The organism is Yoonia sp. 208BN28-4, from assembly GCF_037543925.1.
Lineage (GTDB): Bacteria > Pseudomonadota > Alphaproteobacteria > Rhodobacterales > Rhodobacteraceae > Yoonia.
Genome location: NZ_JBBIFY010000007.1, coordinates 1 through 17,843, shown reverse-complemented (window position 1 = coordinate 17,843; position 17,843 = coordinate 1). Strand labels below are relative to the sequence as shown.

The 17,843-nt window shown below is 55.8% G+C and carries 21 protein-coding genes and 1 pseudogene; 5 read left to right on the top strand and 17 right to left on the bottom strand.

Annotated features, from left to right (window positions below; genetic code table 11):
* The 3 genes from V8J84_RS16750 to V8J84_RS16740 form a co-directional block, all read right to left on the bottom strand.
* The coding region (locus V8J84_RS16750) for a DUF6538 domain-containing protein (protein ID WP_339933315.1) at positions 1-662 on the bottom strand (662 nt) is incomplete at its 3' end.
* 98 nt (positions 663-760) lie between these two features.
* Positions 761-904, bottom strand: a complete 144-nt coding sequence (locus V8J84_RS16745; protein ID WP_339933313.1) for a hypothetical protein — start codon at positions 902-904, stop codon at positions 761-763.
* 582 nt (positions 905-1,486) lie between these two features.
* Entirely contained in the window at positions 1,487-2,275 is a 789-nt protein-coding gene (locus V8J84_RS16740) for a MauE/DoxX family redox-associated membrane protein (RefSeq protein WP_339933311.1), read from the bottom strand.
* 129 nt (positions 2,276-2,404) lie between these two features.
* Here V8J84_RS16740 and V8J84_RS16735 point away from each other — a divergent pair, with 129 nt between their 5' ends.
* Positions 2,405-2,686 (top strand): metal-sensitive transcriptional regulator, encoded by a 282-nt coding sequence (locus V8J84_RS16735; RefSeq protein WP_339933309.1) that lies wholly within the window; start codon positions 2,405-2,407, stop codon positions 2,684-2,686.
* Between the two features lie 409 nt (positions 2,687-3,095).
* On the opposite strand, the gene V8J84_RS16730 is transcribed toward V8J84_RS16735, so the two are convergent.
* The 7 genes from V8J84_RS16730 to V8J84_RS16700 all read right to left on the bottom strand — a co-directional run bounded on the left by V8J84_RS16730 (position 3,096) and on the right by V8J84_RS16700 (position 7,795).
* The gene (locus tag V8J84_RS16730; RefSeq protein WP_339933319.1) at positions 3,096-4,430 is read right to left on the bottom strand and encodes a multicopper oxidase family protein; all 1,335 of its coding nucleotides are present in this window, start codon (positions 4,428-4,430) and stop codon (positions 3,096-3,098) included.
* A gap of 106 nt (positions 4,431-4,536) precedes the next feature.
* On the bottom strand, positions 4,537-5,415 hold the full coding sequence (locus V8J84_RS16725; RefSeq protein ID WP_339933317.1) for a copper resistance D family protein: 879 nt from the start codon (positions 5,413-5,415) through the stop codon (positions 4,537-4,539).
* Between the two features lie 5 nt (positions 5,416-5,420).
* Positions 5,421-5,765 (bottom strand): copper resistance CopC family protein, encoded by a 345-nt coding sequence (locus V8J84_RS16720; RefSeq protein ID WP_339933307.1) that lies wholly within the window; start codon positions 5,763-5,765, stop codon positions 5,421-5,423.
* Complete coding sequence (locus V8J84_RS16715; protein WP_339933305.1) at positions 5,762-6,226, bottom strand: c-type cytochrome; 465 nt, start codon at positions 6,224-6,226, stop codon at positions 5,762-5,764. The genes V8J84_RS16720 and V8J84_RS16715 overlap by 4 nt, the downstream gene beginning before the upstream one ends.
* Positions 6,223-6,717, bottom strand: coding sequence for a DUF411 domain-containing protein (locus V8J84_RS16710; protein WP_339933303.1), 495 nt, complete (start codon positions 6,715-6,717; stop codon positions 6,223-6,225). Before V8J84_RS16710 ends, V8J84_RS16715 begins: the two co-directional genes overlap by 4 nt.
* Positions 6,718-6,824: 107 nt before the next feature.
* On the bottom strand, positions 6,825-7,139 hold the full coding sequence (locus V8J84_RS16705) for a hypothetical protein (protein ID WP_339933301.1): 315 nt from the start codon (positions 7,137-7,139) through the stop codon (positions 6,825-6,827).
* Positions 7,140-7,207: 68 nt separating this feature from the next.
* Positions 7,208-7,795: a hypothetical protein gene (locus tag V8J84_RS16700; RefSeq protein WP_339933299.1), complete on the bottom strand. Its 588-nt coding sequence runs from the start codon at positions 7,793-7,795 to the stop codon at positions 7,208-7,210.
* Here V8J84_RS16700 and V8J84_RS16695 point away from each other — a divergent pair.
* Positions 7,786-8,406, top strand: a complete 621-nt coding sequence (locus V8J84_RS16695; RefSeq protein WP_339933297.1) for a Crp/Fnr family transcriptional regulator — start codon at positions 7,786-7,788, stop codon at positions 8,404-8,406. The genes V8J84_RS16700 and V8J84_RS16695 overlap by 10 nt on opposite strands.
* Positions 8,407-8,428: 22 nt before the next feature.
* Here V8J84_RS16695 and V8J84_RS16690 read toward each other — a convergent pair whose 3' ends face one another.
* Both V8J84_RS16690 and V8J84_RS16685 read right to left on the bottom strand, forming a co-directional pair.
* Positions 8,429-8,995, bottom strand: a complete 567-nt coding sequence (locus V8J84_RS16690; RefSeq protein ID WP_339933295.1) for a methyltransferase family protein — start codon at positions 8,993-8,995, stop codon at positions 8,429-8,431.
* Positions 8,979-9,683, bottom strand: a complete 705-nt coding sequence (locus tag V8J84_RS16685) for a cation transporter (RefSeq protein ID WP_339933293.1) — start codon at positions 9,681-9,683, stop codon at positions 8,979-8,981. The genes V8J84_RS16690 and V8J84_RS16685 overlap by 17 nt, the downstream gene beginning before the upstream one ends.
* Positions 9,684-9,755: 72 nt before the next feature.
* Here V8J84_RS16685 and V8J84_RS16680 point away from each other — a divergent pair, with 72 nt between their 5' ends.
* Complete coding sequence (locus tag V8J84_RS16680) at positions 9,756-10,166, top strand: MerR family transcriptional regulator (RefSeq protein WP_339933291.1); 411 nt, start codon at positions 9,756-9,758, stop codon at positions 10,164-10,166.
* Positions 10,167-10,363: 197 nt separating this feature from the next.
* Here the strand turns inward: V8J84_RS16680 and V8J84_RS16675 are convergent.
* A pseudogene (locus V8J84_RS16675) lies at positions 10,364-10,996 on the bottom strand (tyrosine-type recombinase/integrase).
* Between the two features lie 225 nt (positions 10,997-11,221).
* Positions 11,222-12,034, bottom strand: a complete 813-nt coding sequence (locus V8J84_RS16670) for an SDR family oxidoreductase (RefSeq protein ID WP_339933289.1) — start codon at positions 12,032-12,034, stop codon at positions 11,222-11,224.
* A gap of 107 nt (positions 12,035-12,141) precedes the next feature.
* Between V8J84_RS16670 and V8J84_RS16665 the strand changes: the two genes are divergently transcribed.
* Positions 12,142-12,636, top strand: coding sequence for a MarR family winged helix-turn-helix transcriptional regulator (locus tag V8J84_RS16665; protein ID WP_339933287.1), 495 nt, complete (start codon positions 12,142-12,144; stop codon positions 12,634-12,636).
* A gap of 501 nt (positions 12,637-13,137) precedes the next feature.
* Here the strand turns inward: V8J84_RS16665 and V8J84_RS16660 are convergent.
* Positions 13,138-14,481, bottom strand: a complete 1,344-nt coding sequence (locus V8J84_RS16660) for a HAMP domain-containing sensor histidine kinase (protein WP_339933285.1) — start codon at positions 14,479-14,481, stop codon at positions 13,138-13,140.
* Positions 14,478-15,143, bottom strand: coding sequence for a response regulator transcription factor (locus V8J84_RS16655; RefSeq protein ID WP_339933283.1), 666 nt, complete (start codon positions 15,141-15,143; stop codon positions 14,478-14,480). Before V8J84_RS16655 ends, V8J84_RS16660 begins: the two co-directional genes overlap by 4 nt.
* Positions 15,144-15,417: 274 nt before the next feature.
* Here V8J84_RS16655 and V8J84_RS16650 point away from each other — a divergent pair, with 274 nt between their 5' ends.
* Positions 15,418-15,639, top strand: coding sequence for a hypothetical protein (locus V8J84_RS16650; RefSeq protein WP_339933281.1), 222 nt, complete (start codon positions 15,418-15,420; stop codon positions 15,637-15,639).
* A gap of 64 nt (positions 15,640-15,703) precedes the next feature.
* On the opposite strand, the gene V8J84_RS16645 is transcribed toward V8J84_RS16650, so the two are convergent.
* Positions 15,704-16,711, bottom strand: a complete 1,008-nt coding sequence (locus V8J84_RS16645; RefSeq protein WP_339933279.1) for a PqqD family peptide modification chaperone — start codon at positions 16,709-16,711, stop codon at positions 15,704-15,706.
* Positions 16,712-17,843 lie beyond the last annotated feature (1,132 nt).

Genomic DNA, 17,843 nt, shown 5'->3' with positions numbered 1-17,843 from the left:
ATAATCCCCTGATAAACCGACCAGTTGATGAAGTGGTTGACCTGCGACCAGATGCGACGCTGTGTGCGAGCAGTGATCTTGGGGCGGGACTTTGAGAACTCCAGTAACCAATCCAACGACTGTCCTGACGACCGATCATCCTTGCCGACCAAAGTTGATAGTCGAGGAAGGCATGCGAGGAAGTCCAACCCGTGGTCGCGGGTCACACGGTCAACAGCCACGTTTCCGAACTTGCTGGCAAACAAGCTCACGGAATACCGAACGCTTTTGTAGCCCCCCGGTCGGAGTTGGTTCGAACGCTGGCCGAGATACTGATCTGCAAGCTGTGCTATAGTTGGTGCGACCCTTTCCTGAAGGTTGAACTGGGGAGCCTCCAGATGGCACAAGGTCGCTCGTAGACGGTCGATTGCTGCCACTCCTTGGGCTAACCAAGAATAAGGCTCCGTGGTATTTTCTCCACCGCCCGAGCGTACGGCAGACACCGTGGCCTCAAAGCGATCATTCACCTCGACTACGCGCTGTCGGGCGACCCGAGGATCAGAGGTTTTGAGGGACTGTTTGAGAGCTTGTGACCCCAGTATGGTTTGAACATCCTTTGGGTAGTTGCGACGATAGATCCAGACCTGACCGTGCAGGTAAGCATACTTAATCTTAGAAGACATGATTGATCCTTCCGAGGCTGCGCCTCAGTTTGGTTATGTGATAGTGGTGGTGTGATTTATTTAACGACCCGAAGGATCAGATCGTACGCGGGTTCCCCTTAAACACCCTCAAGAGGACCATCGAGAGAGTGGCCCGTGACGCAATCGTCAAAGACCTCCCAGATCTGAAACAAGTGTTCAGGCCAGTCTTCTCCAGCACGAATAACGACGACGTCGCCTTCTTTCAGGTTCCAGATGGTCATAGCGTCTTCCGATTCATGAGAAGATCAGGAAGCAACAAACCAAAGGTTATGCTGAACGGAAAAGGGAAAGGTATAGGCTGAACCCACGAAGGTAGCATCACGAGGACCAGCAGGAAGGTGCTGAGAGGGTAAGGGACGCGAAGAATGATGAGAAATCGTATCTTCAGCATCCATGAAAGGCACAGCCGGAAAGCTGCCCCAGCTGCGACTAACAGCGCGAAGGTCGTAAACATCTATAAAGCTCCATGAAGGTTTCTTTATTCAGATGCTTGATTGGCCTCAGTTTTTTGGAGCTAGCGTTGGACCGCAGCATTCCAGCGACTTGGATTAGGTGTCAATGGACATTGTTTTCGTGTCGATTTCGGCCCATTGCTGCCGTTGGCCAATGGGCCAAGATGCTGCGGTTGCAGCCCGCATAGCCGACATTCGCTGTGCGAGCATCGTCGGAGGAGTGGCGAACTCACACTTTGCGGGACAAACTTACCATTGGGCTTGATCCCATCAATGTCTGCTTGAGCTGAAATCGTGGTTTCCCAATATGGTTGTGGGGCCAAGAATGGCCGCCACCTCGACCGAGTCCTTTCAAACGATGACAAGAACAAGCATCACAATGGCCATCCCCATCATCATCAGGTTTTCCGTCAGGCTGACAAATCCAAGAGGCACATTCGATCCGCCGCCCACACAGGCGCATTTCAATTCACGCTTGTCGACATACACCGCCTTGAACACGCTAATCGCGCCGACCGTGGCGATAAAGAGCGCCGCAGGTGCAGCAAGCGGGGTCAGTAACATGCCTGTCATCAGGATGCCTGCCCCAGTCTCTACCCAAGGGTACACATAAGCGTATGGCACCCATTTTCGCGCCAGCAGATCGTAGTTGAGGAACATGGTGGTAAAGCTCTCGATGTCGCGGAGCTTCTGCATTCCCAGCAGGATCATCGAGACTGAAATAAACCACCCAAGCGTTTGCCATGTGACCGCGCCAAGAAAGCCGATGGATAGGGCAAGCGCCGTCATTGCCGCCACAGCGAACAAATAGATCACCGGTTTGTAGGTTTTTGCTTTCGGGTCGTAGTCGGTGAGTTTTTCGCGCAGAGCGTCGTAGCCGCCCACCCTCTCGCCTTCGATCCAAACTTGTGGCGTGGTGGGCACATCATGCTCTTTCTTGAACGCATCAACCTCAGATCGTTGCCGGAACAACCGGTCATCGACCTCATAGCCGTGGCGATCCAAGAGCCAACGTGCCTTTTGTCCCGACGGACACAGATGATTTGGCAAGTCCATCCGGTAGAGAACGGCTGTTTTTCCCGTCGCAGATGCCGCAGGGTCGGTCGTTACATCGGCAACGTCACGGGTATTTTTTGGCACGATGGGTCTCCTGATGCGTTTTGTCTAAAGCCACTGTATCGTTATTTCGATCTGCGACTGTGGGCATTACATATATACCCCTATAGGGTATATCAATGAGATGTCAGCTTATGAATATAAAAAGAGGAAATGCCGCTCGTGAAAGCAAATAAAGACAAGACACTGGATCGACTTTCCAGGCTGGAAGGACAGGTGCGAGGCGTCGCAGGCATGGTCGAGGCTGATCGCTACTGCATGGATATTCTGGCGCAGACAGCCGCAATAAGGTCCGCTATTTTGGGCGTTGAAAAGCTAATCCTTGAAAATCACGCCGAGCATTGTGTCGAGACGGCCATCCAAAGTGGCGACCCCGAAGAACAGCGAGCGAAGTTTGACGAGTTGATCGGGCTTTTGCAAAAAGCTTCGAAATAGCAATTCAGTCAAGGGTTTGCCCGCGCCAGAGCATTACGGCCAAAGCAAGCGCTAGTATCACGTCAACCCCCAGACAGAACGGCCCCCACCAGTTTGGGGCAGGGTTCGAGAGAACCGATCCGATTGCAACGTCGAATATTCCATGTCCGAGCAAAGCAGCAGCGAGTATCCAGGATGACGCGCGTGCGCCAACAATCGCGAGAATGACGAACCCGGCTGCGAGACCAGTGTGAACAATGATTTCCATTGGGTCGCCGATTTGAATCGCGAAGACCACGTAGAAAGACGCAATTGCGACCATGGTTGTGGCCCATGTCCCGCGCTGTCGTAGAACGCCCCCTACTGCCATTAAACTTACCGTCGCGCCGCCAAGGACAATACCCGTGATGAACGGTGCCCAGAACATCTCTCAGGCGACCTCAAACCACGCCATCATGCCCGACTTCTGATGCGACAACATATGGCAATGGATCATCCACACACCCGGATTGTCGGCAACAAAGGCAATCTCGACGGTTTCATCCGCGCCGATCAGCACAGTATCGCGCACATCGCCTTCGATGTTCGCAGCGCCACTTTTGGACAGGATGGTAAAATGGTGACCATGCAGATGGATTGCATGGGGGAACACGGATCGGTTTGACATTTCCATTTGCACAGTTCGGCCCAGAGCCGCCCGGAACATTGGCTTATCCATTTCGTTTGCAGCACCGTTGAACGCCCAAACCATACCGTTGGCCGCAAGTTTGCGGAATCCCATTGTTTCGCCGCCAAAACGAGTTTCTAACATCCCACGCATGGCTCCGCCTTCCATCAACAGCGTTTCGCGTTGCGATTCTGATAGGTCTGGCGCGGGAAGTGTACCCCACGCAGGTAAGGGGCGGACATCAGTGCCGGTTGATGGCAAATTGTCACCTGAATGGATGAAGCCAGTAATTTCCACCCATTCTCCGTTGCCGGGATCAAGCAACAGATTGGCGCGGGCCTCACCGTCCACACGACCGTCGATTACTACATCTGCCCTTTGAGCGGGTCCGAGGATAAGAGTGTCGATTTCGCGTGGCGTAACAGGGTGGCCGTCCAGTGCAATCAGCCGCGCCGACAGATGCGGCAACGACAAAGGCATGATCCGATCCGTGGCTGTGTTGATGATCCGCAGTCGCACACGCTCGCCGGGCTGGATATCCAATTCTGGATAGGCAGCGCCGTTCACCGTGACCGTGTTTCCCATGCGCCCACCGTGCGAGGCCGCGTGCAGGTCTTCCCATCTGTCCTCGATAATGCGGGCGTCGCTATCCAGCAGCCAATCATCAAGAACAAGCACCAGCTCGCGGGTCGCTGCACCCGGTTCTCCGAGCCAGGGTTCGCGATCCTCTACGATCAACGGACCTGCAAGGCCTCGGGCCACTTGTTCCGTGCTGCGATTGTGAGAGTGATACCAATACGTGCCGGGATCGGGTGCCACAAAATCATAATCAAACGTATCGCCGGGCGGCACAGGGGCTTGTGTCAGCGGTGCCGCACCATCCATAGCATTTTCAATGCGAATGCCATGCCAATGAACAGCGGTTGGTTGCGGCAGGTCGTTGATCAGTTGGAATCTGACCCGCTGCCCGGCGCTCAAGCGAATTTCCGGGCCCGGAACCGTGCCTGCCGTTGCAGTGGCGTAAGCCCAGATGGGTGTTGAAGGATATCCGGCGGGGGCAAGTTGCGCGGACGCAGGAGCCGCCCGCAGGATTGGCAAGCGCTCATCGGCAAAAGAGGGTCTGGACAACAGGGTTGCGCCGCCAAGCGCAGCAGCCGCTTTGAGAATTGATCGTCGGGATAAGGAGGTCAAGACAGTTTCCTTTTCACAAGTTGACCGGAGGCGTGGTAATTGAGGTGAGCGTGGCCGTCGCGATCAGGATCAGCAGCACGGCCAAGGCCTCGATGTGAATTGAGCGCCGCAGATGTGGCACGGCTGTGGGTTCGCCGGAGGCAAGCGCCGGAACGAACCGCCATTTGTTGAGGGCGGCAAGGACCATTAAGCCTGCCACCACACCGAGCTTGGCAAGAAGGGTCCAGCCGTAAGCCGTCGAAACGAGTGCCGAGAGTGATCCGGTCATGAGCCACGCAAAGACCAGCCCAACGACGACAAGCAGTGCGACCGTCACGCTGGCGATGTTTCCAAAGCGATGAAGCAGCGATGCGCCGTCTGGCTGGCCGACCGCACGACGGAGAGGGGCCAGTGCGCCAACCCAGAACGCCGCCGTTAGCAGGTGCAGTGTCAATAACGACGCGAGCAGCCAGCGGGGGTCACCAAGAGAATGGCCAACGAACGTGTAGGAGACCGCAATCAAGAGCGCCCCGATCAGCCCCATCCCGAGTCCGACGACACCTCTTATCAGCAACATGAGGATCAGTATTCCACCCAAGCCACGCCAGATCGCGGCTGTCCCGAGCGGGCTGTCCCAGACGAAGCCAAGCATCATCGGATCGAACGCCCCCGGCAAACCCATTCCTGATATGCGGGTGGCCCGGATGCCGAACCTCAATGCCAGCACCGCAAGCCCGATCAAAGCGGCGATAACGGCGATCTTTCGAGCTAGTTTCTGCACATCGGAGGATGCGTTTGGAAATGCCAGAATGAATAGTGGCCCTCCCATTGCAAGAAGCGCCGCGCCGTAGCCCGCTGCCTTCGCAATGATGGCCGCAATGGCCCATGCGTCGATTGGTGCCAGACCTTCCACGCGGATCAATCGGCTACATTGAAGCCGAAGGTGCCCTGCATGGGGTGACCGTCTGCAGATAGACCACGCCAATCAACCGTATAGGCCCCGTCGGGCAGATCAGCAGGTGGTAGCGCACGGAACTCCGTCACGGCATCCATGCCGGTTTCACGCTCAATATCCACTTCGCCGTCCGGTCCGGTAAGGGTAATCGCGGTCACGCGCATCGGATCATCAAAGCGCATTTCGATGGCTTCAACCGATGCTACTGTCGCCTCATTTGCCGGAGTTGTTTCTTCGGCTTTGGAGTGCGCCCAGGCACCGGTCGCGGTTGCGATCAGCGCAAGGAGTGCAAAAATGCTTTGTTTCATTGTCTGTTTTCCATTTCGTCATGACGGGCGCGGACGTCGTCCGGCCAGGTCGATTTGATGTAGCTGAGAACGGCGATAATCTCTTCATCGCTCAGAACGCCTTCGTAGATTGGCATGTTCGAAGCGTAGTCGGGATCGCCGATAAGGGCACCCGTCCCGTATTTGGTCAGCCGAAACAACGTGTCCCCATCATGGTGCCACGTGTGTCCGGTTTCATCATGGGGCGGTGCCGGGAGACGTCCATCGTCACCAGGCGAGCGCCAGTTAGCTTGGCCTTCCAGATTAGCCCCGTGGCACGAGGCACAATTCGCCTCATAGACACTTGCCCCGAGTGCTACGATTACTGGATCGGTATCTTGCAGGACAACCAGATCAGTTTCAGCCGAGACCGAGCTGTAGGCATAGAGAGCGGCCCCGATCAGAGCCGCTCCGCCACCAGCTATGACTACCAGCCGTTTCACAAACCGGCCTGATAGAAGACTTCGCCTTCACTCGCATCGCCGCCAAATACAATCACATCATAACGTGCTGTTGGGTCGTTTCCCATGCCGGGCGAGCCGCCGGGCATTCCCGGAACAGCGATACCTGTGACGTTCGGGCGTTCTTCCAGCAGTTTTGCAAGTGCAGCAAATGGCACATGACCTTCGACGACGTAGCCGTCGATCATGGCAGTATGACAGGCCCACATGTTGCCGGGAATGTTCGCGTCCAATTTCACGCTTGTGACGTCCGCAGTGTCGGTCACTTCAATGTCGTAGCCTTCCTCGCGGGCCAGTGCCACCCAAGCGCCGCAGCATCCGCACGTAGGACTTTTGGTAACGTGCATGGTGCCGTAGTCAGCCATATGTGAATGGCTTTCGGCATGGGCCATGCCCGCCCATCCAAAGGATGCCAGTCCAAGGGCGAGTGCAGTGGCGGGTGTGAAGGCTAGAAGTGTCTTGATCGATTTCATGAGATTATCCTCTCGAAAGATGCGTGCCCATATATAAGGGCAGCGGGCAAAGCCCGTTTTGGTGTGATTATTAATCTTTGCTGCACCACGAAGAGGCACAGCAGGCATCACACCGCGCGGGGCGGATCGAGAGGACCGGATGGCTGAATACCGGTCAGCAGTATGCCAGACGCGCAGACTACATCTTCACCCGCAATTGGCGGAGTGCTCGTCGGTTCCGATGCCGGAAGCAGAGCTGGCACGGCATGACAGGTCTGCGTGCGTTCACTGCTGTCCTGACAACATGCGGGTTGTTCATCCACCATCATTTCAGCGGCAGCGTGGTCATGATCTATTGCGCGCATATGGCTCGCCTCCATCGCAGCAGAGAGCGATGCGGATAGCGCGAAGATGACGACCATGAGGAAGCGAACCAAAGACATGCGATATACCTACATGGGGTATATAGAGTTTGGCAAGTCGTAGGTTTGTTGCTTGTGATTGCAGCAGGTCAATGCGCGTGAGCATCTTCCCCACGTGCCATCAACAAGTGATGTTCGCGATGATGATCCTGGCTCGCCATCAGCCCAAAAAAACCAAGACCCTTGATCCGGGCGACAACAGCAAGATCATCGCTCGTCACCCGCAGTTCCATGCCGTCATCAGTATGGGCGGCTTGCACAGTCCAACGGTCATCGCGCGCGAGCTGCGAGGCATGGGCAGGCACCATCTGCCGAAGCGTCGCGATTGTGGCTGCATCGCCAGTGGCGATAGCGCTGATCCCGTCCGGCAGGTCAGTTTCCGTCACAATAGCGTCGGATACCAGCCGGTCCATATCGACCAAATGTGCCCGCAAGCCAGCCAGATCGACCTTGGCCCAATCCGTTTCTGGATCAGATTCGAGAACCTGCACGACTTCTGACAATGCCGCGAAAGCCCCTTGGCCGGGTTCCGCCAATACACCGGCAGTCTCTGTCTGATCCTGTCCGTGTGCTGAATGATCTCCGCCATCACCGTGTCCGGTGTGGTTGGTCTGCGCAAAAGCGATCACCGCGCCACCAGTCAATGCAATTGCTGCAAGGATAATCTTTGCTCGCATTTTATTTCACCTTTCAGACTATCACCCAACACTATCCGATGCGCATCAACCAGCGTATGATCTTTATCATGTCAGACTGGATTGATATTTTCGAAGGCGCGTCCCTCAGCAAAGTTGCGAAAGGTGCAGCGATGTTCCGTCAGGCCGACCAAGTGCGATTGATGTATTTGGTTCGATCCGGCGCTGTCGCGTTGGAGCGCCCACTGACTGACGGTGCGCCGTTGACACTCCATGTCGCCACGGCAGGAATGGCGTTGGCCGAGGCGTCCCTATTCGCCGAAACCTATCACTGTGACGCAGTTGCGCGTTCAGACGCTGAAGTCGCCAGCCTGCCCCGTGCCAGGTTTCTGACTGCAATTCGCAACCGCCCGGATGCGGCTCTGAGTTTGATCGAGACCCATGCAAAGGAGGTGCAGGCGCAGCGGGCACGTATTGAAATCCTTCGTCTCCGTCGCGTGGCTGATCGGCTCGATGCTTGGCTGGACCTTCACGATGCACCGTCGAAAGGCGAATGGATCAATGTGGCTGAGCAGATAGGCGTATCGACCCCTGCCCTTTATCGAGAGCTGGCAAAAAGGCGAGATTACGCACGAAATCAGATTGTCAGTTGAATGCCAGCTCTATCCTGTCTGTCTATACGTAACGTCGCACCCGGCGTTTGTAGTCTCGAAATTGGCGACCATAGACTTTCTCCAGCCATGGCTCTTCGGCAAGTGGTGCGACAGCCAAAATAATGACACCGAGACATGCAACGGCTGTGGCCCATCCCGACGCGGAAAGCACGGCCCAACCCAGCAAGATCGCCATGTCCGCGACGTATTGCGGATTGCGGGAATATCCATAAAGCCCATCCGTTTTGAGTTCTGCAACCTCGCCACTGGTCGCGCCAAAGCCGATTTTCCTGACACCGATCCAGACAATCGCATTTCCGACAAGGATCAGCGGAACACCTACACCCCACCTGATAGCCACAGGCCAGCCGAAGCTGTTCCAGTTCACAACCCCCAGCATGAAAGTCGCACCAAAGATCGCGATGGTTGCTGTCCACACGCGAACTTTGATGCCCGTTGTCGCTTCGTTAGGAGGCCATACCCGACGATCCGGGAAGGCAACGGACCACGCAAAAGCACCCAAGAGATAAAGGCCAGCAATCCCACCAATCACGACCGCACCAGTTTCGATATTAGTGAGCATGGTCATGCCCGTGGCTTTCGAGCGCGCCCATATCTTCGCCCGAACGATATTCTTGCCAAGCCTGCACAAGAATGAGTTGCGCAGAGCGCAGGAACAGCCCTGCCATGATCATTGCGACAATCAGGTCAGGCCAAGCAGAGGCAGTCAGGAATACGGCAAAACTGGCGATCATGACAGCGACATTGCCGATGGCATCGTTGCGCGAACACAGCCAGACAGATCGCACATTCGCATCCCCATCCTTGTAGCGCATCAAGAGAAGAACACTCGCGAGGTTCGCCGCCAACGCAAGCAGGCCGATCAGGCCCATAATCTCAGCCCTCGGAACCCCCAGAACAAGAATCTGGTAAACGGTCGAGCCAAAAACCCACAGCGCCATCAGAAGCAGGCTCACGCCTTTGAGCAGAGCAGCAGTCGAGCGGACTTTCAGGCTCATACCGATGACAGCAAGGCTTAGGCCATATGTCAGAGCGTCCCCCAGGAAATCGAGCGCATCTGCCTGCAACGCCTGCGATCCAGCAAGTTTACCCGCCGACATTTCCACGATGAACATTACCGCGTTGATGAAGATGACGATCCATAAAACGCGCTTGTAACCAGGATCAAGACCGTCAAACCGAGGGTTGCCCGAGCATCCACATACGGCACTTTCGGCTTCTGGTGTAACGGGGTGTGGGGCAGTTTTGGTAGTCATATTGCTGTCCTTGATCTCTACAAGGAACATATATAATCCCTCTAGTAGCTATAGCTTCAAGAGGAATCTTTCATGTTCTCAATCGGACAGCTTTCAAAGCGAACCGGGGTCAAAATCCCCACGATCCGCTATTACGAACAGATGGGTTTGATTGATGCGCCGGAACGCTCGGAAGGCAACCAACGTCGATACACCAAGGAGGGCTTGAGCCGCCTATCGTTCATCCGCCATTCCCGCGATTTAGGATTCTCAGTTGAAAATATCCGGGGGCTTTTGGAGTTGAGCCAGCATCCAGAAAAACCATGTGATGACGCGCATAGTATTGCTGTTCAACACCTGAAGGATGTTCAGGACAGGATTGCCAAACTACGTCGACTGGAGCGCGAACTCAAACGGATCAGCAAATGTGACTCTGGCAACGTGGCCGATTGTGCCGTTATCGAGACGCTTGCAGATCACCGGCTTTGCGAAACAGAACACTAATCAAGCATTACATTTGAATCAAAGTTCCACCCAACTAAAACCTTTGCAGTTCTGACATGTTTCTGGAAGGGCCGCCAAAACAGCCCTTCGCGCTCCGCGCAGCATTGGTTACTTAGGGCTCGCTACCGCCGACCGTGGCGTGAAATTCTAGGTCCGTTCTGGGTTGGCGAACGGCAGCAACCGCCCGCCAACGACGTTCAGATGTCGATCCGGTCTGCGATGCTTAGCGCGTCTTCCAGCTCAACGCCCAGATAACGCACCGTGCTATCTACCTTCGTGTGGCCAAGCGAAAGCTGCACAGCGCGAAGATTGCCCGTTTTGCGGTAAATTTCCGCAGCTTTGGTGCGGCGTATCGAGTGTGTGCCGTATCCGCTGGGTTCCAGACCAATCGCTGTCACCCAGTCACCCACAAGTCGACCATATTGACGTGTTCAGATATGCGGACGGTCATGAAAACGGCTCGGGAACATAAAGCGGCATCCGATCATTTCGGGTGATCTTGCCCATGCAATGACGCTATCCCTCGTGTTTTCAGTCAGTTCAAACTGAACTGGCTTCTTGGTTTTGCTTTGGATCACTGACACCCGTTCACGCACGCGATCCTCCTTGACCAAATCCGTGACGGCGAGAGTGACCAGATCGCAACCACGCAGTTTGCTATCAATCGCGACGTTGAACATTGCAAGGTCGCGGGGATAACTGGCAAGTTCAAGGCGCGCGCGGATGGCCCACACCTGCTTAGGAAGCAGCGGCCGTTTCTGGCCGATGATTCTCCCTTTGTTCCATGCTTTGTGTTTCGGGGTGACTGCGGGAAGTTGGACTCTTGGCATTACAGGCCTTCCAATCCTCCCTCCAAACCCAGACATCAGCACAGCGCTGACAACAAAAGCATAGCATGCGGTTGAACGGTTGGTGTCCGAAGTCGCTGGCAAGCGGTATTTCTGCAAATGCATTGGGCCGGTTCGAGCCCACAGCGCTTAGTGCTGCAACCAACACGACCGTCCGCACTCAACGGTGCAGCTGGCGCAAAACACCTCGGCGTGTCATACGCGTTGTCAGGTCTTAGCAGCGTTGCGCAGAGCCATTTGGATCATCCAGCGCCACAGACGGTCCGGCAGATACTTGTACATCGCAACATAGGGCCCCGGCTTGGCAAGATAGCGCAATCGCCCCTTTCCATCAGTTGCCATTTTCAGCACTACTTCCGCGACCTTCGCTGGCGCAGGCGCGGCATCGAGCAAATCCACGGACATTTTCTTACCCGCTGTGATCGCTTCCGCATAGACCGGATGATCGGCCCACTCGGCCGAGCGGCGGCTGAAATCCGTTTTGATGCCACCAGGTTGGAGAAGCCTCAGCTTGATGTTGAAAGGGGCAAACTCGAAGCGCGCGGATTCGATCAAACCCTCAACCGCGTGTTTGGTCGAGATGTACATGGGCGACAGTGGCATTCCAATGATCCCGCCGATTGAAGATGTGGTGATGATAAGACCATCTTCTCGCGCCCGCATGTCTGGGGCGACAGCCTTGATCGTGCGGGCCACGCCGTAGACGTTTACATCGAACTGACGGTGTATCTGTTCTTCGCTCACACCCTCAATCGGACCGTTCAGACCGTAGCCCGCGTTCGCAAACGCGACGTCGATCTTACCGAAGACGGCAATGGTTTCCTTTACTGCCGCGTCAAGGGAGCCTTGGTCGGTTACGTCGCAAGCTAGAACCTCACACCGGTCGCTAGTCATCCAGCTCGCCGCGTCTTTGGGATCGCGCATTGTTGCCGCAACCTGCCAGCCCGCGTCGTGAAAAAGCTTGGCCGTCGCCAGACCGATACCGGAGGACGCGCCTGTGATAAAGATAGATTTGGACATGAATGGGTTCCTGCGTGTTGGCCTGCGATTGCGAAGGTATTGCCGGTATGGTAAATACGGGTGTCTATATTTAGACAGTTAGGATGTCTAAATGATGAAGGCAAGGCATGAGTGAAGAAGATTCCTATTTACAGGATGGCGACGCACTTGGCCTGGATCAGGCCGATTTGACAGAGCGCGCTGCAGAGGCCATGCGCGGCGCGTCGCGGGCCTACGTGGCCGCGATTGTTTCGACACTGGCCGAAAGCGGTTTTGACGGCCTTACGCCTGCCTCCATTACTCTTCTCGCGCGCTTGCCGGAAGGCGGCGCACAAACCGTCGCGCTGGCACGGGCAAGCCGACGCACGAAGCAGGCGACCGGCAAACTGGTCGCCGAACTCGAAGCCAATGGCTACGTCAAGAGAGTGCGGGACCCTGCCGATGGTCGAGGGATGCTGGTCATGCCGACCCGAAGAGGCATGGATGCGCTAAAGATTGGGGCCGACGCCAAAGTCGAATTGGCCGAGCGGACTGTATCAGCACTCGGGGCGGATGAATTGACCCGTCTTTACGCCGATCTTGGTCGGCTTGAGAATGTGTTCAGGGACAAGAGTGCTGGCTAAATGGCAAGCGCGCCACCGTACAGACCAGACACTGATGCAACTGCGGTCAGCGTCGGCTTTGTCCGCTCATATAAACTCGACGCCTGATCTATGCTGCAAAATTCACGAATGGCCGGTTGAACCGCTCCGCGGCAGCACGAACTTTTTCGCTCGTGCCGCATTCTTCACGCTGCGAGCGCACGCAGCACAAAATCACAATGGCCGAGTCGGGCTCGTTGCAGACGTTGGAGCTGGCGCAGCATCAAAAAAACCAAGCCGGATTGCCCAGTTGAGGACGGCCCAAAGCCGCCGTTCTCCTGCCCTCCACGATGCTGCAGTGCAGCTCATCGAACCGGACATTCGCTGCGATAGCGAATGGGTTGATTGCTTGATCGGCTACTCTGCGGGAAAAGTCTCCCTTCATTTGTCAGATTGGAGGTCTGTTCAGGTCGGATTGGAATTCCGATCGCAAAGCCCAACTCTCCGAGAAATGGTACGCCGCTCTTGCAAGATACCTCAAAATCAAACCGCAACTGGGTGCCATGTCAGTTTTGCCTCCAGTCCACCCAGAGAACTACGACTTAAGGTGAACGTGCAATCGTGGCCGATTGCCATTTCATTCACGATGCTTAGACCCAATCCAGAGCCGGGTTTTGCATCGTCCAACCGCCCGCCTCTATGCAAGGCGACGCGTTGGGCGGTAGTTGAAAGACCAGGACCATCGTCTTCGACAATCAGGTAGGCTGTCGTGTCCACTTCGCTGGCGCGCACAACGATCCGACCTTCAGCCCATTTCATCGCATTATCCAAAAGATTCCCCAGAACCTCAGTTAGCTCGAATGCGTCAAACGGCGCGTGCATCGCGTCGGGGACGTCGATACTCCAGTTAATGTGCTCGAAGCCGGGTTGATGGCCTAAGACCCGGCCCAAACGTGCGGCGACTGGCGCGATTTCGGAACGTTTTGTCGCTTGGTGACTGTCGCGACTTCGTGCCAGTTCTCGTTCGACGATATGTTCCATGTTGGCGATTTCCGTGCTCAGATCTGTGGCCAGATCACCTTGACCGACGCGACGAATTTTCCTTTCTAGGCCGTGCATGATCGTCAGCGGCGTTTTCAACCCGTGCGCGAGGTTCCCTGCACCCGAACGAACGCGCTCAATTGTCGCAGCATTCGTATCCAGAAGCTGGTTCACCTCGTTCACGAGCGGCATGACCTCTGACGGATATTTTTCTAACAAACGATCAGACGCGGAGGTGCTCACCCTATTCACTTCGCTGCGCAAGTTCTCAAGGGGTTTTAATCCGAGTCTCACCTGAATCCAGCTTCCGACAAGCAGCAACACGCCAAGCACCGCGAGCCAGAGGGCGGAGTTCAGAAAGAAACCTGAAACGGGTCCGTCGAGGTCCGCACGATCAATGGCAACAGCCAAGAAAACCTCGCGGCGGGCCTCATCTTCGCCGATTGTGACAATCCAGCTGGCGACGGCGGCTGCTTCGCCACTTCCCATTTCGGCATCCTGAAAGATCATGCGGCCGAATTCATCAGGTCGATCCAGATCAAGGGGCGCAGCCCATGAGGACGGTGACAGGGATGGTTCCAGATCGTCAATCTGGACCTGCCAATAATAGCCGGACAGTGCCTGATCAAAACGCGGGTCGGAGAGCGGCGTAATTTCAACCTCGCCAGTTGCACCGATCCCGACGTTGCCGCTGAGAAGCAGAAGATAGGTTTCAAGTTCGTCTCGCGCGAGGTCTTCGAAGTAGAGGCGGAATAGGAAATTCAGCACGAAGGCGGTTGCCACTAATGCCAACGCCGTTGTCACGCTCGCCGCCATCATCAGCCGGAGGCCGAGCGAGGTTTTCATGGCGTATCTTCCGCAATCAGATAGCCAAATCCGCGTCGCGTTTCGATCACGCCGCCGCCGATTTTGCGGCGCAAACGTCCAACCAAAACCTCAATCGCGTTGCTGTCTGGTTCCTGATCTCGGTAATAGACGTTTTGAACCAACTCTTCCTGGCTGATGACGTCGCCACGATGGTGCATCAGGTAGTTGAGAAGCCGATATTCCAAGGGGGTCACCTTAAGCGGACGCCCATCGACCGAGACGCGCATTTGCCTAAGATCCAATCGCAGCGGCCCGGCCTCAAGCGTTGTGGTTTTTTGTCCCGAAGATCGTCGCAGCAGGGCCCGCAGCCTCGAAACCAGTTCTTCCATTTGGAAGGGCTTGCCAAGGTAGTCATCCGCGCCCGCATCAATTCCTTCGACCCGCTCGTTCCAGTTTGCCCGCGCTGTAAGCAATATGACGGGGAGCTCCAGACCTTCCTCACGCCAATTGCGCAAAACCGATAACCCGTCGCGTTTGGGCAGTCCGATATCAAGAATTGCCGCCGCATAGTTTTCTGTGCTGCCCAGAAACCAGCCTTCTTCGCCGTCACTTGCAATTTCGGGAATGAACCCCTCGCTCGTAAGCACGTCTGCGATCAGATCAGCAATCTTGCGTTCGTCTTCTACGATCAAAATACGCATCTAACAGACTTTGACCCCCGTGATTGCGCCCGATCTCGCGTCGACGGTCACGGATACAACCGCTCCTGATCGACGCACAATCTTGATCCGGAAAACAGAATTGCGCCCATCGGCAGAAAAGCCAACACGGATCATTTGGCCCGGGTGTTGCGCCTGAACGGTTTCGATCACCTCTCGTAGCGGTCGCGCCTCGCCCCTCGAAATTGCCTGTTGTGCCAACTCATAATCACGGCGTGTCATTTGTCCGCCATCAGGCAGTGTTGATTGTCGGCAGGTGCCGGGACCACTTGGGCCGCTGACGGCTGAGGCTGCACTGGGGGCGGACGGTTGGCTTGCCCGACTGACCGCACTTGGTGTGGACGGGGGCGTTGGATTGCTGGTTGCCGAAGGTGGGGACGGATCACTTGGCGGCGTTGGATTGCTGCCCTGTGATGGTTCTGATGAGGATGACGCCGCGCGCGCAGAGCTAATTCCTACGATGCTTGGTGCGATGTAGGCGCAGGCTACGCTCAACCCCAAACGTGCAAGTGCGGCTCTGCGCGATATGCGTTTGGGGTTGGTCAACTGACGACCTCAATCGGCAGGGCCGGAACAATTAGGTTGGCTTCAGCTAGACTGCGCATCAGGCATTCGCTGTCGGCTTGAACTTGATCGACAACGACATCATCGAAGGCGCTGACCAAGATATCTACGACCTCGTTCAGGTCAGCCGGCTCTTTCAAAAGGTTCCAAATAGCGGCAGAGCCAGCGTTGAGGCGATGGATCGCGATGCCGGACCCATCCGCGAGAAAATGCTCCGAACCGGCTTCAGTCTTTGTCACGTTCGGCGCTTGGACGTACCGACAGGTCCGCTCGAACAGTGGTGCTGGTTGTTGGAGGGGGCCATCGAGAGGCGCTTGGCGGATTTTTGGTGTGGCGAGCGTTGGTTTGGCGGTCTGCGTAGGTTTCAGTTTCTCATGTGTCGACAGATAGGCCGCTGCTTCTTCGCCACAGTGGTATGTCAGGCGATAGGACGGCACCTGTCGGGCCAGCATTTCAACCGACTCCAGAATGGTTCCCGCATGCAAAGTGCGTGCGAAGTTCTGCGCGATAAGCGTCGCGATCGTGTCTTTGATGGAATACTCCTGAAGCGAGGGCGCACAGGGGTGATCTTGTCGATCGAGAATGACCAGCGCACCAAGTGGCATCGTTTCCCCGCCGCGCGCGATGGGGCAGGTCAAAAGATACTTATATTGCTTGTTCGAGGGGCCCGGATCCCGTTCGACCCATGCACGGAATTCATCGCTGAAATTTGTCGGTAACGGCAATCGAATACGCGGGGCGATGCCGTTGGCGACGCCAACAAAACCTGACGTATTATTGGGCGCGCGGATCGGCAGGAAGTCATCCGTATACAGCCTGTGACCAAGACGTCCCAGCGCCGTCGAAAGCGTGCTTTTGCCCGCGCGTCGTCCATTTGGCAAAACCACGAGCTTACCGCCGATATCGACCGCTCCGGCGTGTAGACACAGGAGGGTTGGGTCAGACCGCAATCTCTCCCAAGCCATTTCAGCGGCAAGATCGCACACGGTGTTGATCGTGTCCCAGTGGCGCGGAGCACTTTGCCCCTCCGCAAGAACCACCCACCATTTGCAGGCATCCTTTGGCTTGAGAGTAACGAAGGGTTGGTTTCGTGACGCGCTATCTTCTTCATACGACCACTTTGTGAAAACGTCAGCGATCACAGGCTTTAGGCGTTCAGCGTCTTCAAGCGCAACAGGGTGATCAAGCCCTGAAAAATGTAGAAACGATGTCGTTGTCACCATTTATCCTTTCGCGAGCTGCCCCAAAGCGTAAACGAGACAGTCGCAAGTGAAAAGAAACTGACCTTTTGCATCTACTCGCAAGGTGCGGTCAGCTTCTTAACCACTGATACCAAATCAGCGTTTGTGCCCCTTAGGATTGATCACAAACGCTGATTCCATCGCTATTTGTGACGACCTGACCACCCCCGGCGACGCATTCGTCCGCCGTCACAGCATTACGAGGACCGCTTGGTCCACTTGAAGAACTGGGGGATGAAGAACTGCTTGAGGATGACGATGCGCTGGGGGATGAAGATGCGCTCGCCGAGGAGGCTGCACTGGGGTCAGAGGCTGCACTTGAACGTGAAGCTGCGCTGGGGTCGGACGCCGGGCTTGGGTTCGAAGCCGCGCTTGCAGAAGAGGCTGCCTGCGCCGCCGACAGGGTTGTGAACGCAGGGATAGTATAGGCAACGAGGGCAACACCACCGAGACGCGCCAGGGCCATGCGCCGTGAAAGAGCTTTGTCAGTTTGATCAGTCATTTCCATGTCTCCTAATATGAAATCAGCGGCTCGCATGGTCCGCCATAAGGACACCGTAGCGCATAGGCTCTTTCGAATGCCTGAACCGTCTTGTCAGCATTTTGTCAGTTTGGAATGTGGTGGTGGCCGCACCGCACAAGTTGGTCTAATGATATCTCTGACCTTGATGGTAATTCATGGTCGAATGATGGTCTCTCGATAGCAGCCATTCTCGTTCAGCATGACGTCGATCACTATGGGCTCTATGCCGCCATTAGATCGGCCGCAGCATTTGTAGAGTGAACCTCGCTTTGAACGGCAGCTTTTGCAGGATTGCTTCTAAGTCCTCGCAATTGCAGCGAAAGGCCGCTTCCCGCCCCTCGTACCGTTTGAGAC

Coding starts and splice junctions, on each gene's coding strand:
- V8J84_RS16665 (WP_339933287.1), top strand. CDS start 12,142: ATGAGTGAAGAAGATTCCTATTTACAGGATGGCGACGCACTTGGCCTG.
- V8J84_RS16700 (WP_339933299.1), bottom strand. CDS start 7,795: ATGCGAGCAAAGATTATCCTTGCAGCAATTGCATTGACTGGTGGCGCG.
- V8J84_RS16655 (WP_339933283.1), bottom strand. CDS start 15,143: ATGCGTATTTTGATCGTAGAAGACGAACGCAAGATTGCTGATCTGATC.
- V8J84_RS16685 (WP_339933293.1), bottom strand. CDS start 9,683: ATGACTACCAAAACTGCCCCACACCCCGTTACACCAGAAGCCGAAAGT.
- V8J84_RS16710 (WP_339933303.1), bottom strand. CDS start 6,717: ATGAAATCGATCAAGACACTTCTAGCCTTCACACCCGCCACTGCACTC.
- V8J84_RS16660 (WP_339933285.1), bottom strand. CDS start 14,481: ATGAAAACCTCGCTCGGCCTCCGGCTGATGATGGCGGCGAGCGTGACA.
- V8J84_RS16670 (WP_339933289.1), bottom strand. CDS start 12,034: ATGTCCAAATCTATCTTTATCACAGGCGCGTCCTCCGGTATCGGTCTG.
- V8J84_RS16705 (WP_339933301.1), bottom strand. CDS start 7,139: ATGTCTTTGGTTCGCTTCCTCATGGTCGTCATCTTCGCGCTATCCGCA.
- V8J84_RS16720 (WP_339933307.1), bottom strand. CDS start 5,765: ATGAAACAAAGCATTTTTGCACTCCTTGCGCTGATCGCAACCGCGACC.
- V8J84_RS16680 (WP_339933291.1), top strand. CDS start 9,756: ATGTTCTCAATCGGACAGCTTTCAAAGCGAACCGGGGTCAAAATCCCC.
- V8J84_RS16735 (WP_339933309.1), top strand. CDS start 2,405: ATGCCGCTCGTGAAAGCAAATAAAGACAAGACACTGGATCGACTTTCC.
- V8J84_RS16690 (WP_339933295.1), bottom strand. CDS start 8,995: ATGACCATGCTCACTAATATCGAAACTGGTGCGGTCGTGATTGGTGGG.
- V8J84_RS16745 (WP_339933313.1), bottom strand. CDS start 904: ATGACCATCTGGAACCTGAAAGAAGGCGACGTCGTCGTTATTCGTGCT.